Source organism: Amycolatopsis sp. lyj-109, assembly GCF_046548995.1.
Lineage (GTDB): Bacteria > Actinomycetota > Actinomycetes > Mycobacteriales > Pseudonocardiaceae > Amycolatopsis.
Genome location: NZ_JAJPWR010000010.1, coordinates 188,838 through 202,207, shown reverse-complemented (window position 1 = coordinate 202,207; position 13,370 = coordinate 188,838). Strand labels below are relative to the sequence as shown.

At 70.6% G+C, this 13,370-nt stretch carries 13 protein-coding genes and 2 pseudogenes; 7 read left to right on the top strand and 8 right to left on the bottom strand.

Annotated features, from left to right (window positions below; all coding sequences use genetic code 11):
- Nucleotides 1-25: 25 nt before the first annotated feature.
- On the bottom strand, nucleotides 26-730 hold the full coding sequence (locus tag ACLJQF_RS23710) for a Crp/Fnr family transcriptional regulator (RefSeq protein ID WP_410611674.1): 705 nt from the start codon (nucleotides 728-730) through the stop codon (nucleotides 26-28).
- A gap of 183 nt (nucleotides 731-913) precedes the next feature.
- Between ACLJQF_RS23710 and ACLJQF_RS23705 the strand changes: the two genes are divergently transcribed.
- Nucleotides 914-1,444, top strand: a complete 531-nt coding sequence (locus tag ACLJQF_RS23705; RefSeq protein ID WP_410611672.1) for a hypothetical protein — start codon at nucleotides 914-916, stop codon at nucleotides 1,442-1,444.
- Here the strand turns inward: ACLJQF_RS23705 and ACLJQF_RS23700 are convergent, their stop codons facing one another.
- Nucleotides 1,445-2,131 carry a Crp/Fnr family transcriptional regulator gene (locus tag ACLJQF_RS23700; RefSeq protein ID WP_410611670.1) on the bottom strand — a complete coding sequence of 229 codons (687 nt, stop codon included), beginning with the start codon at nucleotides 2,129-2,131 and terminating at the stop codon, nucleotides 1,445-1,447. It abuts the gene before it with no gap.
- A gap of 148 nt (nucleotides 2,132-2,279) precedes the next feature.
- On the opposite strand from ACLJQF_RS23700, the gene ACLJQF_RS23695 reads away from it, so the two are divergent.
- The 3 genes and pseudogenes from ACLJQF_RS23695 to ACLJQF_RS23685 all read left to right on the top strand — a co-directional run bounded on the left by ACLJQF_RS23695 (nucleotide 2,280) and on the right by ACLJQF_RS23685 (nucleotide 5,911).
- Entirely contained in the window at nucleotides 2,280-3,929 is a 1,650-nt protein-coding gene (locus tag ACLJQF_RS23695) for a peptide-N4-asparagine amidase (protein ID WP_410611853.1), read from the top strand.
- Nucleotides 3,930-3,939: 10 nt separating this feature from the next.
- Nucleotides 3,940-4,578, top strand: a pseudogene (locus ACLJQF_RS23690) (class I SAM-dependent DNA methyltransferase); the annotation flags it as partial.
- A 55-nt stretch (nucleotides 4,579-4,633) separates the two neighbouring features.
- Nucleotides 4,634-5,911 carry a cytochrome P450 gene (locus ACLJQF_RS23685; protein WP_410611669.1) on the top strand — a complete coding sequence of 426 codons (1,278 nt, stop codon included), beginning with the start codon at nucleotides 4,634-4,636 and terminating at the stop codon, nucleotides 5,909-5,911.
- A 2-nt stretch (nucleotides 5,912-5,913) separates the two neighbouring features.
- Here the strand turns inward: ACLJQF_RS23685 and ACLJQF_RS23680 are convergent, their stop codons facing one another.
- Both ACLJQF_RS23680 and ACLJQF_RS23675 read right to left on the bottom strand, forming a co-directional pair.
- Nucleotides 5,914-6,540: an alpha-ketoglutarate-dependent dioxygenase AlkB gene (locus tag ACLJQF_RS23680; protein ID WP_410611667.1), complete on the bottom strand. Its 627-nt coding sequence runs from the start codon at nucleotides 6,538-6,540 to the stop codon at nucleotides 5,914-5,916.
- 76 nt (nucleotides 6,541-6,616) lie between these two features.
- Nucleotides 6,617-7,193: pseudogene (locus ACLJQF_RS23675) on the bottom strand (dihydrofolate reductase family protein).
- Nucleotides 7,194-7,433: 240 nt separating this feature from the next.
- Here ACLJQF_RS23675 and ACLJQF_RS23670 point away from each other — a divergent pair.
- On the top strand, nucleotides 7,434-8,012 hold the full coding sequence (locus tag ACLJQF_RS23670) for a hypothetical protein (protein WP_410611851.1): 579 nt from the start codon (nucleotides 7,434-7,436) through the stop codon (nucleotides 8,010-8,012).
- A 22-nt stretch (nucleotides 8,013-8,034) separates the two neighbouring features.
- On the opposite strand, the gene ACLJQF_RS23665 is transcribed toward ACLJQF_RS23670, so the two are convergent.
- Together ACLJQF_RS23665 and ACLJQF_RS23660 are read right to left on the bottom strand one after the other, a co-directional pair.
- A complete protein-coding gene (locus tag ACLJQF_RS23665; protein WP_410611665.1) occupies nucleotides 8,035-8,973 on the bottom strand; it encodes an RluA family pseudouridine synthase in 939 nt (312 codons plus the stop codon).
- A 119-nt stretch (nucleotides 8,974-9,092) separates the two neighbouring features.
- Nucleotides 9,093-9,485, bottom strand: a complete 393-nt coding sequence (locus tag ACLJQF_RS23660) for a DUF5313 domain-containing protein (protein WP_410611664.1) — start codon at nucleotides 9,483-9,485, stop codon at nucleotides 9,093-9,095.
- Between the two features lie 70 nt (nucleotides 9,486-9,555).
- Between ACLJQF_RS23660 and ACLJQF_RS23655 the strand changes: the two genes are divergently transcribed.
- Together ACLJQF_RS23655 and ACLJQF_RS23650 are read left to right on the top strand one after the other, a co-directional pair.
- Nucleotides 9,556-9,993, top strand: coding sequence for a MarR family winged helix-turn-helix transcriptional regulator (locus ACLJQF_RS23655; protein WP_410611663.1), 438 nt, complete (start codon nucleotides 9,556-9,558; stop codon nucleotides 9,991-9,993).
- Between the two features lie 52 nt (nucleotides 9,994-10,045).
- A complete protein-coding gene (locus tag ACLJQF_RS23650; RefSeq protein WP_410611662.1) occupies nucleotides 10,046-10,927 on the top strand; it encodes a TIGR03854 family LLM class F420-dependent oxidoreductase in 882 nt (293 codons plus the stop codon).
- Here ACLJQF_RS23650 and ACLJQF_RS23645 read toward each other — a convergent pair.
- Nucleotides 10,924-11,712, bottom strand: a complete 789-nt coding sequence (locus ACLJQF_RS23645; protein ID WP_410611661.1) for a hypothetical protein — start codon at nucleotides 11,710-11,712, stop codon at nucleotides 10,924-10,926. The two genes, ACLJQF_RS23650 and ACLJQF_RS23645, sit on opposite strands and share 4 nt — an antisense overlap.
- A gap of 123 nt (nucleotides 11,713-11,835) precedes the next feature.
- Nucleotides 11,836-13,344 carry an MDR family MFS transporter gene (locus ACLJQF_RS23640; RefSeq protein ID WP_410611659.1) on the bottom strand — a complete coding sequence of 503 codons (1,509 nt, stop codon included), beginning with the start codon at nucleotides 13,342-13,344 and terminating at the stop codon, nucleotides 11,836-11,838.
- Nucleotides 13,345-13,370: the final 26 nt, after the last annotated feature.

Below are 13,370 nucleotides of genomic sequence, written 5' to 3'. Positions count from 1 at the left end.
CTCCGGTGATCGACTGTGCGTTCTCCTAACTCTGAGCCACATCCGCGTCGTCGACCCCGTACAGATACGGGTTCTGCTCGGCGAGGCGGCCGAATCGGAGCAGCGCGGCGAGGTCGTCGACGACGATGCGTCGATACTCGCTGCGTAGGACACCTCGCCGGTGGAGGCGCTGCGTCGTCTTTTCGAAGGTGCTCAGCGCGACTCCGCTGAGCGAAGCGAGTTCGGCCTGGGTGAGCGACAGGTCGAGGACCCAGCCGTCGCCGGAGCGGTGACCGTGGCGCTGGACGATGTCGGCCAGCACCCGGCCGACGCGCAGGGGCGCCGGACAGCTGAGGATTTCGGCACGGCGGCTGTTCGCCCAGTGGAGCCGGGTGCTCAGGGAACTGGCCACCGCTCGCCAGACGTCGGGGTGGCGGTCCAGGAATTCGTTGAACGGGGCCTTGCCGACGAGTCTCGCCTGCACCGGCGTGCAGGTTTGCACGTTGGCCGAACGCGACCGCCCCTCGAAGACGGACATCTCACCGAGGATGTCACCGGGTCCGCGCAGCGCGAGCAGGACCGGACGGCCGAACTCGGTGTCGACGACGACCTTGAGCGCGCCAGTCAGCGGAATCACGACGTGGTGGCTCGGCTCGCCTTGCCTGATGACGATCTGCCGGCGTCCGTAGGTCACCGAGTTGCCGAGGTCGAGCAGGGCGCTCCGGGTGCGCGCGCCCAACAGCCCGAGCACCGAGTCCGCCGGCCAATTCCGTTGCTGGTTCAGCGCTACCCCCGGGGTCCGAACGCTCCAGTCGCGGCGCGTGCGTGGGTTGTTACGCCAGGCAAGCCCGGATCGCTTCCGGTGAACCCGTCTTCCGATGGGGTACGGCCGAGTGGACCACGCGAATCTGGGAGCGGGAGAACGGAGTCGTTGATGAGCCTCAGAGCAGCCGACCGCGCGCAGGCGAAGGATTCGGACCTGGTGCGCGAGCTGGACACCGCGTTGAGCACCATCACGTCGTTCCAGGGCGCGGTGCAGCACGCGGACGACAAAGTGCGCACCGTGGTCGCCGTGCAGAGCACGATCACAGCGCTCGTCGCCGCGCAGCTGGCATTCCTGCCGGCGGTCCAGCCGGCTGCCTGGCTGCGGACCGCCGTGTTCGCGATCTTGGCCTGCTTCGTCATGGGCTACGGCTATTCGGCCTATGAGCTGGTCCAAGCCCTGAGGCCGCGGACGGAGCGCCTCGCGGTACCCAACCGGTTCGCCTTCCCGACCGTCGCGGGCGGCGGCGTCACGACTGTGCCCGGCCCGGTGCGCCGACAGTGCGCCGAAGCCCATCAGTTGTCGCGGCTCCTGGCGGACCTGGCGATGGTCAAGCACCGCCACGTCCGGCGGGCCCTGGCCGGCACTGTGGTCCTGTTCCTGTGCGGTCCACTGCTGCTCGTGGTCACCGCGCTCGCTTGATCACCCGTCGGCGACGGCTTCCAGTCGCGCGTGGTCGATCACGGTGATCCGCCGGTAGCCCGTGCCGACGAGACCGGCATGCCGGAACCCGGCGAGTGCGCGATGCACCGTCGGCTCGGCGGCACCGACCAGTCCGGCGAGCTCGGGCTGGGTGAGGTCCACGCCGATTTCGACGCCGCCGCCGCCGACCGATCCGTAGGCGGCGGCGAGCTCGAGCAGTACCCTGGCGAGCCGGATCCGCACTTCGCGGCTCCCGAAATCGACCCGGCGCCGGGTGGCCCAGCGCAACTTGCCGGCCACGCTGCTGCCGACCGCGAGGGCCACGTCGGGGTGGCCGGTGAGGAAGCGGCGGAACTCGGGCTGGGGGACGAGCTGGGCGCGGACCCGCCCGGCACAGGTGACTGTCGCGACCCGGGGCTGCCCGTCCATACTTGCGAGCTCACCGATCAGCTCTCCGGCGGCACGGATCGCGAGCAACGCCAGGTGTCCTTCGGGCGTCGTGGCCGTCACCTTGACGAACCCGGTCACGAGCACGAAGGTGTGGGAGGTCCTTTCGCCCTCCCGGAGCAGCACTTTGCCCGGGGAATATTCGCGCAATGTGCCCAGGCCGAGCAGGCCGGTTCTTGACGTCTCCGGCAGCTTCGCCAGGAAGCTGCCCGGGGGAAAGTCCCCGGTCAGGCTGCTCACGCCGACCTCCCTCGCCCGCCGAGCATGCTACGGACGTGCGTGGTCGGGACCAAGGGCTCAGACCCGGGTGACCGGGCTTTGTCCGCAGAATGTCCAGCCGTTCGTCGGGAACCCGCAGGGATAGGGTGGCCGCGTGCGGAATCGACTGGTGTTGATCGGTGCGGTCCTTTCGTCCCTGCTGCTCCTCCCCGGGGTCGCCTCGGCTTCGCCGGTGGTGGAAGGCGATACCGACAATCCCGTCACCGCCGCGCCCGGCGTCACGCGGCCGGACACGCCGCACTGCAGCGTCACGCTCGCCGACGGCTTCCGCTCCAACGCCGCCGACGGCAGCCCGCAGTACTACGAAGGCACCCTCGCGCCGCCGAAGGCCTGCCCGGGGCCGTGGGCGAAGGTCGTCATGGATCAGACCGTCACCGTGAGCGGGCGGCAGTACGACCGGATCGGTGACCTGAAGATCGGCGGTACCGAAGTCTGGTGGGGCACGACCGAGGAGCCCAGCGGCGAGGGCCGCCGCGCGATCACCTACCACTTCGACAAGGACCTCACGCCCTACACCGCGCTGCTGCGGACCCCGCAGCCCTTCCACGGCGGTGTCGAGAACTACACCTCCTCGGTCTACACCGGCGTCTACGCCCAGACCGTGACGCTCACCTACTACCAGGCCGACCGCACGCACCCGGCGCCCGAGACGCCCGGCCACGTCGCCGGGTTCGGGCACGCCGACGCGACGCCCGCCGCGCCCACCGTGTACTTCACCGCGCAAGGCCTGCCACGCAACATCACCCGCGCCTACCTCGAGGTGACGCTGGAGGGCCACGCCTGCGACGAGCAGTGGTTCGACGACGTCCCTGACGAGGTGGCCGCGAAGTACCCGGCGGCCGGGCTCTGCGGGAAGGGCCCCTACCGCGAGGCGAACTTCGCGATCGACGGAACCCCCGCCGGGAGCGCGTTCACCTTCCCGCACATCTACTCCGGCGGGATCGTGCCGCAGCTGTGGCGGCCGGTCGTCGCGATCGACACCTTCAGCCTGCACGCCGAGACCTACGACGTCACGCCCTTCGCGGGGCGCCTCGTCGACGGCGGTACCCATGACCTCTCCTTCTCCTTCCCGGACATCGGCGGCGAATTCACCGTCGTCCCGACGCTACTGCTCTACACCGACAAAAACGCCGCGCGGACGTCCGGCGCCCTCACCCGGCACGACGTCGCCGCCGCGCCGGCCCGGCAGACGACGGTCAAGGACATCTCCGGCGGCGTGAACGTCACGGTCACCGCGAAGCGCGACGACGTCACGGCCGGCTACGTCGACACCTCCGCCGGCCGGGTGTACACGCGCGTCGAGCGCACCCGCGACTACCGCAACAGCGACGACGTCACCGGCGGCGGCTTCACCCAGCACGTCGTGCAGGCCGACGCCGGGCAGCAGACATCGGTGTCCACAGTGGACGGGCGAGTCCGGTCGGCGGCCCGGCACACCTGGTCCTACCCCCTGACCACCGACGCGACCGCCACCATCACCGACGACCAGAACCTGCGGATCTCCGGCTCGGTGGACATGACGAAGATCCTCGGCGACCTGACCGGCGACGGCCGGAACTGGCGACCGGTGCGCGCGTCGCGTGAGTGGCTGGCCTCGGCCGGCGTGCTGGCCCGCACGAACGGCGTGAACACCGAGGCCGACGGCCGCTCGAAGACGCTGTTCACCGGCTCGGACGACGTGGGCCGGCCGTACTTCCACTACGTCGCGACCGAGCACGGGCTGATCACCGAGAACCGAATTGTCGGTGGCCGCGGATAGGGTCCGGCCCATGACCGAACCCGCCTTCGTCACCGAGACCCGGATCGCCTACGACACCGTCGCCGACTCCTACGCCGAGCAGTCGCGGGATCACCTGGACGACAGTCCGTGGGACCGGGCGATGCTGGGCACGTTCGCCGAACTGGTCGGGGGAAGCGGTCCGGTCGGTGATCTCGGCTGCGGCCCGGGCCGGCCGACCGGGTACCTGGCCTCGCTCGGGCTGGAGGTGTTCGGCGTGGACCTCTCGCCCGGCATGGTCGAGGTGGCCCGCCGGGCGCACCCCGGGCTGCGCTTCGAGGTCGGTTCGCTGGCCGCCCTGGACTTGGCCGACGGCGGCCTGGCGGGTGTCCTGGCGTGGTATTCGCTGATCCACACCCCGCCGGAGGAACTGCCGCCGGTGGTGGCGGAGCTGGCGCGGGTGCTGGCGCCGGGCGGCCGGCTGCTGACGGCGTTCCAGGTCGGCGACGAGCGCCGCCACGTCGCCCACGGCTACGGCCACGACGTTTCCCTGGACGCGTACCGGTTGCAGCCGGACTTCGTCGCCGAACTGTGCGCCGCCGCCGGGCTGGTCGTGGAAGCGCGGCTGGTCCGGGCGCCGCGGCCGCCCGAGAAGACGCCGCAGGCCTACCTGCTGGCCGCAGGCCGGGGTGAACCCCGTCTCGCTCCCCGTCACCCGATCGGGCTAGTACGGTACTGTCGGTCCCATGGGGAGTCTCCGCTCACGAGTTCTGGGCTGGGTCGGCCGGCGCTACCTCGCCCGGCAGTCGAAAAAGGGCTTCGACCTCGAAAAGATGTCGTCCCTCCTGCCCGATTCGGCGTTGCTGCCGCTGCGGCGGGAGGGTCTCGACCCGGTCCCCGCGATGGCCGCGCAACGGAGTGAGGCGCCGATCGGCAAGCTCGACCTGCCGTTCGGGATGAACGCCTGGCTCGTCACCGGCTACGACGAGGCGAAGGCGGTCCTCGGGAAGGCCACCGGGTTCTCCAGCGACTTCGGCAACCTCGTCGGCAACGCCGGCGTCACCGCCGACCAGAACCCCGGCGGGCTCGGCTTCGCGGACCCGCCGGTGCACACGCGGCTGCGGAAGCTGCTCACGCCGGAGTTCACCATGCGCCGGCTGAACAGGCTGGCCCCGCGCATCGACGAGATCGTCGCCGAGCAGCTCGACGCGATGGCCGCGGCCGACGGCCCGGTCGACCTGTGGCAGGCGTTCGCGCTGCCGATCCCGTCGCTGACCATCTGCGAGCTGCTCGGTGTGTCCTATGAGGACCGCGAGGACTTCCAGCGGCTGAGCACCGCCCGCTTCGACCTCTTCGGCGGCGCGGGCGCCTCGCTCGGCGCGATGTCGGAGTCGCTGACCTACCTGCTCGACATCGTCAAGAAGCAGCGCGAACAGCCCGGCGACGGCCTGCTCGGCATGCTGATCAAGGAACACGGCGACGAGATCGACGACCGCGAGCTGGCCGGCCTGGCCGACGGCGTGCTCACCGGCGGCCTGGAGACCACGGCGAGCATGCTGGCGCTCGGCGCGCTGGTGCTGCTGCGCGACGAGAAGGCGATGGACGCCGTCCGCGGCGACGACGAGTCCGTGCACCGCTTCGTCGAGGAGCTGCTGCGCTACCTGACCGTGGTGCAGATGGCGTTCCCCCGGTTCGCCAAGGAGGACATGGAGATCGGCGGCGTGCGCATCGCCGAGGGCGACATCGTGCTGGTGTCGCTGTCGGCGGCCGACCGCGACCCGAAGCTGGGCCCGGACATGGAGACGTTCGACGCGACCCGCGACCCGACGTCGCACCTGGCGTTCAGCTACGGCATCCACCGCTGCATCGGCGCGGAGCTGGCCCGGATGGAGCTGCGCACGGCGTACCCGGCGCTGATCAGCCGCTTCCCGAACCTGCGGCTCGCGGTGCCCGAGGAGAAGCTGTCCTTCCGTCAGGTGTCCATTGTGTACGGTCTGGACGAGCTGCCGGTGCTGGTGGACTGAGCTCAGCGGACTCCGCGGGGCCGGAACTGGATGCTGATCCGCGGCCCGGCCGCCCGGGTCGTCTTCGGAACCGCGTGTTCCCACGTGCGCTGGCACGAGCCGCCCATCACGATCAGGTCGCCGTGGCCGAGCGCGTAGCGGTGCGACTCGCCGCCGCCGTGGGGACGCAGGGCCAGCTGGCGTGCCGTGCCCACCGAGAGGATCGCGACCATCGTGTCCTCGGTGCTGCCGCGGCCGATGGTGTCGCCGTGCCACGCGACGCTGTCCCGGCCGTCGCGGTAGTAGCACAGGCCCGCCGTGCGGAACGGCTCGCCGAGTTCGCCGGCGTAGTGCTCGCTCAGCGCGGCGCGGGCCTCCGCCAGCACGGGGTGGGGGAGAGGCGCCTCCTCCCGGTAGAAGCACAGCAGCCGCGGAACGTCGACGACCCGGTCGTACATCTTCCGCCGTTCCGCCTGCCACGGGACGCCGGTGGCGAGGTCGGTGAACACCTCGTCGGCGCCGGCGAGCCAGCCCGGCTGCACATCGACCCATGCGCCGGCGCCGAGTTCGGTCCGGCGGGGCGCCAGGGTGTGCAGCGTGACGGGGCCGGACTCGCCGAACAGCGATGCCTGCAGGGCCGGGGTCGTCATGGGTCCGACCGTACACGATGTTCGAACAGATGTTCTACGTGAAACATCGCGAATGCCGGCCGAGCCCCGCCGGTGGTCAGTGCGCGACGTCGTAGACGAGCTTCTGGACCCCGTTGCCGTAGGCCTCGCTCTCGACGAGCTTCAGGCTCTGCTTGTCCTTGTCGGTCTCGCCGAACAGCCGCTTGCCGGCGCCGAGCAGGACCGGGAAGACCAGCAGGTGGTAGCGGTCGATCAGGCCCGCGTCGGCCAACGCGCGGTTCAGGGTGGCGCTGCCGTTGACGATGATCGGCCCGCCCTCGGTCTCCTTCAGGGCCGCGACCTCGTCCAGCGAACGCAGGATGGTCGTCTTGCCCCAGTTGTCCACCAGGTCCGCCTCGCCGAGGGTGGTCGACACGACGTACTTCGGCATCGCGTTGTACCCGGCGAACTCGACGGTCATGCCCGGCCAGGCCGGCGCGAACGCCTCGTAGCTGACCCGGCCCAGCAGCAGTGCGGTGGCTTCTTCCTGCTCGCTGCCCTTGATCGCGTAGGCGGCGGGGGTCGAACTCGATGTCCTTGAACGTCCAGCCCGCGTTGCGGTAGCCCGGCTCGCCGCCGGGGGCCTCGACGACACCGTCGAGCGAAACGAACGAGGTGGAGATCAGGGTGCGCATGCGGTGCTCCTCGGTGGTCGATCTTGCTTCTGCAAGTCTGTCGAACGGGGCAAGCCGGATTCGACACGGCGGCCGCGGAAACTTCCGACACACCGCACGGCCGGAAAGTGGGTCTTGCCCGTGGCCGCGCGGGCTCGTACAGTCACTGGCACGCCGGATAAAGGTCTGGACCTTTATCCGAGCCACCGCCGCCTCGAGTGACACAGGAGGTTGACGGTGCGCAGACTTCACGGTGCGGGCGTGCTCGCGGCGGCGGCGCTGGGGCTCGCGGTGCTCACCCCGGTGGCGGACGCCCAGGTCGGGACGGGTCCGTGGATCGCGGACTCGCCGGGCTACTCGGAGCAGGAGCGGGGGTGCGGTGACATCTCCGGGTTGACGTTCAAGCTCACCTGCTCGACCGGCAGCGGCGACCAGCGCGCGGAACGCCGCTACACCACCTACACCGGCGGCACCCACCAGTTCGAAGGCTCCTTCAAGATCACCAGCATGACCGGCTCCCGGATCAGCCTCAAGCAGACCTTCCGGGACGGCTCGGACGCGGGGCCGTACTTCATGCTGGCGGTGGAGAAGGGCGGCCGGCTCTACGCCGTGCACGGCGGGGAGACGATCGCCACCGGCGCGACCGTGGGCACGAGCGTCCGGGTGAACACGATCAACCAGGTCGGCAGCACGCACAAGGTGTACATCAACGGCTCGCAGAAGGACTCGGTTTCGAGTCCCGGCGGCAGCTACTACGACAAGTTCGGCAGCTACCGCACCGCGAGCGGCAAGGGGCCGATCACGGTGGAGTGGAGCGGCATCAGGTTCTGGCACAAGTGAAGCCCGCGGCGGCGTCCCCGGGTCACGCCGGAGGCGCCGCCCAGGCCTCGGGGTCGTCCCAGGCGGCCAGCCGCCGCGCGCTGGTGAACCGGCGGTGCGCGCCGGTCAGCGGGTCGTCGAAGTCGAGCACCTTGGCCAGCAGCTGCAGTGGTTTCGTGAAGTCGCCCAGGGGTTTCTCGCGCAGCACCGGGTAGAAGTCGTCGCCGAGGATGGGGACACCGAGGCCGCTCAGGTGCACGCGCAGCTGGTGGGTCCGGCCGGTCGACGGGGCCAGCCGGTACCGGCCCAGCCCGTCGCGGTGCTCCAGCAGGTCGACGTAGGTCTCGGCGTTCGGTTCGCCGGGTATCTCCTGGGCGGCGAGCACCCCGCGTTCCTTCACGATCCGGCTGCGGACAGTCCGGGGGAGCGTAAGAGCCGGGTCGTACGGCGCGATCGCCTCGTACTCCTTGTGCACCCGGCGGTCGCGGAACAGCGTCTGGTACTTGCCGCGCAGTTCGGGGGTGATCACGAACATCACCAGCCCCGCGGTGACGCGGTCCAGCCGGTGTGCGGGGGAGAGGTGCGGCAGGTCGAGGTCGCGGCGCAGCCGCACGAGCGCCGTCTCCAGGATGTGCTGCCCGCGCGGGATGGTCGCCAGGAAGTGCGGCTTGTCGACGACGAGCAGGTGCTCGTCGCGGTGCACGACGTCGATCGCGAAGGGCACCGGCACCTCGTCGGGGAGGTCGCGGTGGAACCAGATGAACGAGCCGGGCGCGTACGGCGTGTCGACGCCGAGCGGGCCGTCGGTGCCGTGGATCCGCTCTTCGCGCAGCATCTGCTCGATGCGATCGGGTGCGACGCGCGGCAGCCGGTCGACGAGGTGTGCCAGCAAGGTGGGCCAATCGCCGTCGGCGGGCAGCTTGAGCCGGGCGGGGTCGAGGCCGTGGCGGGGCGGGATCGGCGGGCGGAGCTTGCGTCTCATCGTCCCCCGACTGTAACTGCCGATCCGGCCAAAAGTAGGCCGACCCCCACGGCGAACGTAACCCTTGCTACGAAGCCATTCGGCCGTGGCTGTGGTCGGATTGGCAGCCATCGGCACAGCTAACCCTCCGACGGCGTCCGGTAGCGCGCGAGGTAGCGGGCGGTGACCTCGGCGTTCTTCACTTCGGCGGCCTCGGCGCGGAGGCGGCGTCCGCTGTTGTGCGAGAAGCCCTGCCGGCCGAGCCGGTGCTCGACACTCTCTTCCATGTACGCGCACGAGTAGAAGTACGCGACCAGGGCGGCCATCAGGACCAGCGAGAGCCGCAGCCAGATCGAGCCGGGAAGCAGCAGCCAGACGGCACACAGCGGCGCGATGCCGACCGACCGCTGGAGCACGTACCGGGCTCGCCAGTGCTTCGACGTCGCATCGTGCAACGCCCAGTCGTTGTAGCGCTCGGGGAGCCGCACGCCCACGGCGTAACCGAACCAGCGGAGCACACTCGGTCGTTCCATGACTCTGATAGTACACTAATGCTTAGTGCACTAATCATTAGCGCGATCGACGACACAGTAGGATCGGGACATGATCGACCTGGGTGAGGACCCCCTGAAGCTGGACCGGCAGGTGTGCTTCGCGCTGTCGGTGGCTTCGCGCAGCGTGATCGCGATCTACCGGCCGCTGCTCGAGCCGTACGGCCTGACCCATCCGCAGTACCTGGTGATGTTGGCGTTGTGGGAGCGGTCGCCCCGGTCGGTGAAGGACCTCGGCGCGGCCCTGCGGCACGAACCCGCGACGCTGTCACCGCTGCTCAAACGGCTGGAGGCGCTCGGGTACGTGACGCGCACCCGCAGCCGCTCGGACGAACGCCGGCTGACGGTCGAGCTGACCGGGCAGGGCCGGGCGCTGCGGGCGGAGGCGGAGAAGATCCCGTACAAGGTGGTCGAGACGCTGGGCATGGACGTCTCGGAGCTGGAAGCCTTGCACGGCGTGCTGATCCGGGTCATCGACGCGACCGCCTGAGGAATTCCCGGCCGCCCGGCGCGTTGCTCCCGGAGAACCTCCGGGAGGAACCTTGCTGAAGATCAGGCTGGGCGTCGCGCCCGCGGCCGGAACCGGGCCGGCGGAGTTCGCCGGGCTCGCGACCAGGCTGGAAGACGCCGGCGTCGACTCGCTGTGGCTGTCCGAGCTGGTCTACTCGCCCGAAGTCGACCCGATGATCGGCATGGCACACGCGCTGGCCCGGACGTCGAAGCTCAAGGTCGGCACCGGCGTCGCGATCCTGCCGGGCCGGCACCCGGTGCTGGTGGCCAAGCAACTGCGCACCCTGGCCGGGCTCGCGCCCAAGCGGGTCCTGCCGGTGTTCGGCCTCCGCCCGGCCCGCGCGGCCGAAGCCGATCTGTTCCCGGTACCGGCGGGCCGCCGCGCCGCGGTGTTCGACGAATCGCTGGTGCTGCTGCGCCGCCTCCTGGAGGAGGACGAGGTCTCCTTCCACGGCGAGTTCTTCCAGGTCGACGGTGTCCGCCTCGGCCCGCGCCCGCAGAAACGGCTCGACGTCTGGCTCGGCGGATCCGCCCCGGCCGCCCTGCGCCGGACGGGCCGCCTCGCGGACGGCTGGCTGGGCAGTTTCCAGACACCGTCGCAGGCCCGCGACGCCCGGATCGCGATCCAGCAGGCCGCGGCGGAGGCGGGCCGCGAGATCGAGGAGGACCACTTCGGACTCAGCCTGGCGGTCGCGGACCAGGGGATCCCGGACGAACTCGCGGCGGCGGCGGCCCGGCGTCGCCCGGACGCCCCGCTGGAAGATCTCGTGGCGACGAGCTGGCCGGAAGCCCGGCGGCTGGTGGAGCAGCACATCGAGGCCGGGCTTTCGAAGTTCGTGATCCGGCCGGCGCACGCCGATTTCGACGGCTTCCTGGAGAGGTTCCAGGCGGAACTGGTGCCGCTGCAGAACTAGCTCTGGCTGAGATTGCCGTGCACCTGGCCGACCTGGATCGCGGTCCCGCTCACCGTTCCGCTGATGGTGTTCGTCGTGCTGCCCGGCCCCGGCGGCTCGATCTTCGCCTTGGCCACGGCCAGCTCCTTCTCGTAGGCGCCGCCGGCGCCGTGCCGCAGCAGGTCCCCGCTCGGGTTCGGGATGTAGAGGTAAACGGTGCCGCCGTACTCCTTGATCCGGACGTCCGCCGGCACCACCTTCGACTCGGGCAGTTCGGCGTACCCGCTGGCCAGCACGTCCTCGAAGACCCGCTGGGACAGCGCCACCGCGAGGAACGTCTCATCGGGGTCGGACCGCTCCAGCACCGCACGCACCGGGGCGGCGTCGAGCAGCCGGTGCGTGGTGATCACGGCGCTGCCGATCGCGGCCGCCGAGGTCGTGCCCGGCGCCGGCTCGAGGATCGGGCCGACGTTCAGGCTGGCCCGCATCCGCAGGCGCACCGACCGCGCGACCGACCGCAGCCGCGCGTCCCGCTCGGCGAGCACCGCCTGGAGTTCGTCGAAGAACCGGGTGACCACGGCGGGCAGGAACCGCGGGTCGAAGCCCAGGCCGTAGCCGTCACCGGTGCCATGCGGGAACAGTGCGGTTTCCCAGACTTCCCGCAGCCCGGCGCGGGTGAAGGCCTGGGAGAGCACATCGGGGATGGCGGCGGACAGCATCGCCTGGGTGGCGTCGGGATTGCTGCCGAACCCCTTGGTGTCGACCACCAGCAGGGCCCGGTACGGCGGGAGTTCGGCGACGGACAAGGTCGGGCCTTCCTGGTTGCCGGTGGTTCCTGATCCTGACGGACGGTTCACCGGCCCGGCCGGGACGGTCAGTTGCCGCCGAACCCCGACCGAGGTGATCAGCAGGAAGTTCTCCGTGGCCAGTCAGAACTCCAGTTGCTCGGTCTTCCGCGGCATCAGCAGCAGTGCCCCAACGGACAACACGGCCACCGCCAGCAACCCCAGGAAAACATAGTGCGTCGCATCCGCCAACGCCCCGCGCACGAACACCGCTGCCGGCGAATCGTCCGCGTGCCCGCCCAGCACCAGGCTCGTCGCGTCCACCGAAGGCGGCAGGGGCCCGACCTCCGGCGGCGGAGAAGCGAACCGCGAAGCCAGCGTCGCGTTCGCGATCGCCCCGAACACCGCCGCTCCGACCGCGCTGCCCAGCGACCGGCTGAACAGGTTCGTCGCCGTCACCACGCCCCGGCGGTCCCAGCCCACCACCGACTGGATCGCCACCAGCGTCGGGCTCGCCGCCAGCCCCAGCCCGATCCCCAGGACGAACGCCGCAAAAGCCGCCGCCCAAAGCGACGAACCCGCGCCCAAGAGCGCCACCAGGACGCCGCCCGCGATGATGAACACACTGCCGATCAGTGCCGTGTCGCGGAAACCGATGCGCAGGTAGATCTTGCCCGCCAGGGACGCCGAAATCGGCCAGCCCACGGTCAACGCCGCCACCGCGAAGCCCGCCACCAGCGCTCCCGCGCCGAGGACGCCCTGCGCGTACGTCGGCAGGTACGACGTCAGTCCCATCAGGACCGCGCCGACCACCACCGCCACCAGGTTGCCGCCGACCAGGACCCGCCGGGTGAACACCCACAGCGGCAGCACCGGCTCCGCCGCGCGCTTCTCCACCAGCACGAACGCCGCCAGCAGCACCGCGCCGGAGACGAAGATCGCCACGCTCGGCACCGAACCCCACGCCCACGCGACGCCGCCCTCGAGCAGGCCGAGGATGATCAGGGAACAGCCGATGGTGAGCAGGCTCGCGCCCAGGTAGTCGACCTTGTGCGGCTTGCGCTCCACGCGCTCGCGGAAGCCGCGGAACAGCATCAGCGCGGCGATCGCGCCCAGCGGCAGGTTGATGAAGAAGATCCAGCGCCAGTCCAGGTACTCGGCGAACACGCCGCCGAGTGTCGGGCCGATCACCGAAGCCACGCCCCAGACGCTGGCCACGTAGCCCTGGACCCGCGCGCGTTCCTCCACCGTGTACAGGTCGCCGATCACCGTCATCGACATCGGCTGGATCGCGCCGGCGCCGATGCCCTGGACCGCGCGGGCGGCGATCAGCACCGGCATGCTCCACGCCACGCCGCACAGGACCGAACCGACCAGGAACGCCGCGATGCCGAAGAACATCACCGGCCGCCGGCCGAGGACGTCGGCGAACTTGCCATACAGCGGCACTGTGACGGCCTGGGTGAGCAGGTAGATCGAGAACAGCCACGGGAACTGCGCGAACCCGCCGAGGTCGCGCACCACCGACGGGACGGCGGTCGCGATGATCGTGCTGTCCAGCGCGACCAGCGCCGTGCTGAGCATGACCGCGATCAGCACCGGGCCGCGTTCGGACCGGAAGCCGACCCCCGGCGTGGCGGCGGGTGTCGTCATCGGCGGGGTGCTCCTCGAAACGGTCA

What these genes read in the sequence shown, in the direction of transcription:
- ACLJQF_RS23685 (WP_410611669.1), top strand. Translation starts at nt 4,634, where the DNA reads ATGGGGAGTCTCCGCTCACGAGTTCTGGGCTGGGTCGGCCGGCGCTAC.
- ACLJQF_RS23655 (WP_410611663.1), top strand. Translation starts at nt 9,556, where the DNA reads ATGATCGACCTGGGTGAGGACCCCCTGAAGCTGGACCGGCAGGTGTGC.
- ACLJQF_RS23680 (WP_410611667.1), bottom strand. Translation starts at nt 6,540, where the DNA reads ATGACGACCCCGGCCCTGCAGGCATCGCTGTTCGGCGAGTCCGGCCCC.
- ACLJQF_RS23660 (WP_410611664.1), bottom strand. Translation starts at nt 9,485, where the DNA reads ATGGAACGACCGAGTGTGCTCCGCTGGTTCGGTTACGCCGTGGGCGTG.
- ACLJQF_RS23665 (WP_410611665.1), bottom strand. Translation starts at nt 8,973, where the DNA reads ATGAGACGCAAGCTCCGCCCGCCGATCCCGCCCCGCCACGGCCTCGAC.
- ACLJQF_RS23640 (WP_410611659.1), bottom strand. Translation starts at nt 13,344, where the DNA reads ATGACGACACCCGCCGCCACGCCGGGGGTCGGCTTCCGGTCCGAACGC.
- ACLJQF_RS23705 (WP_410611672.1), top strand. Translation starts at nt 914, where the DNA reads ATGAGCCTCAGAGCAGCCGACCGCGCGCAGGCGAAGGATTCGGACCTG.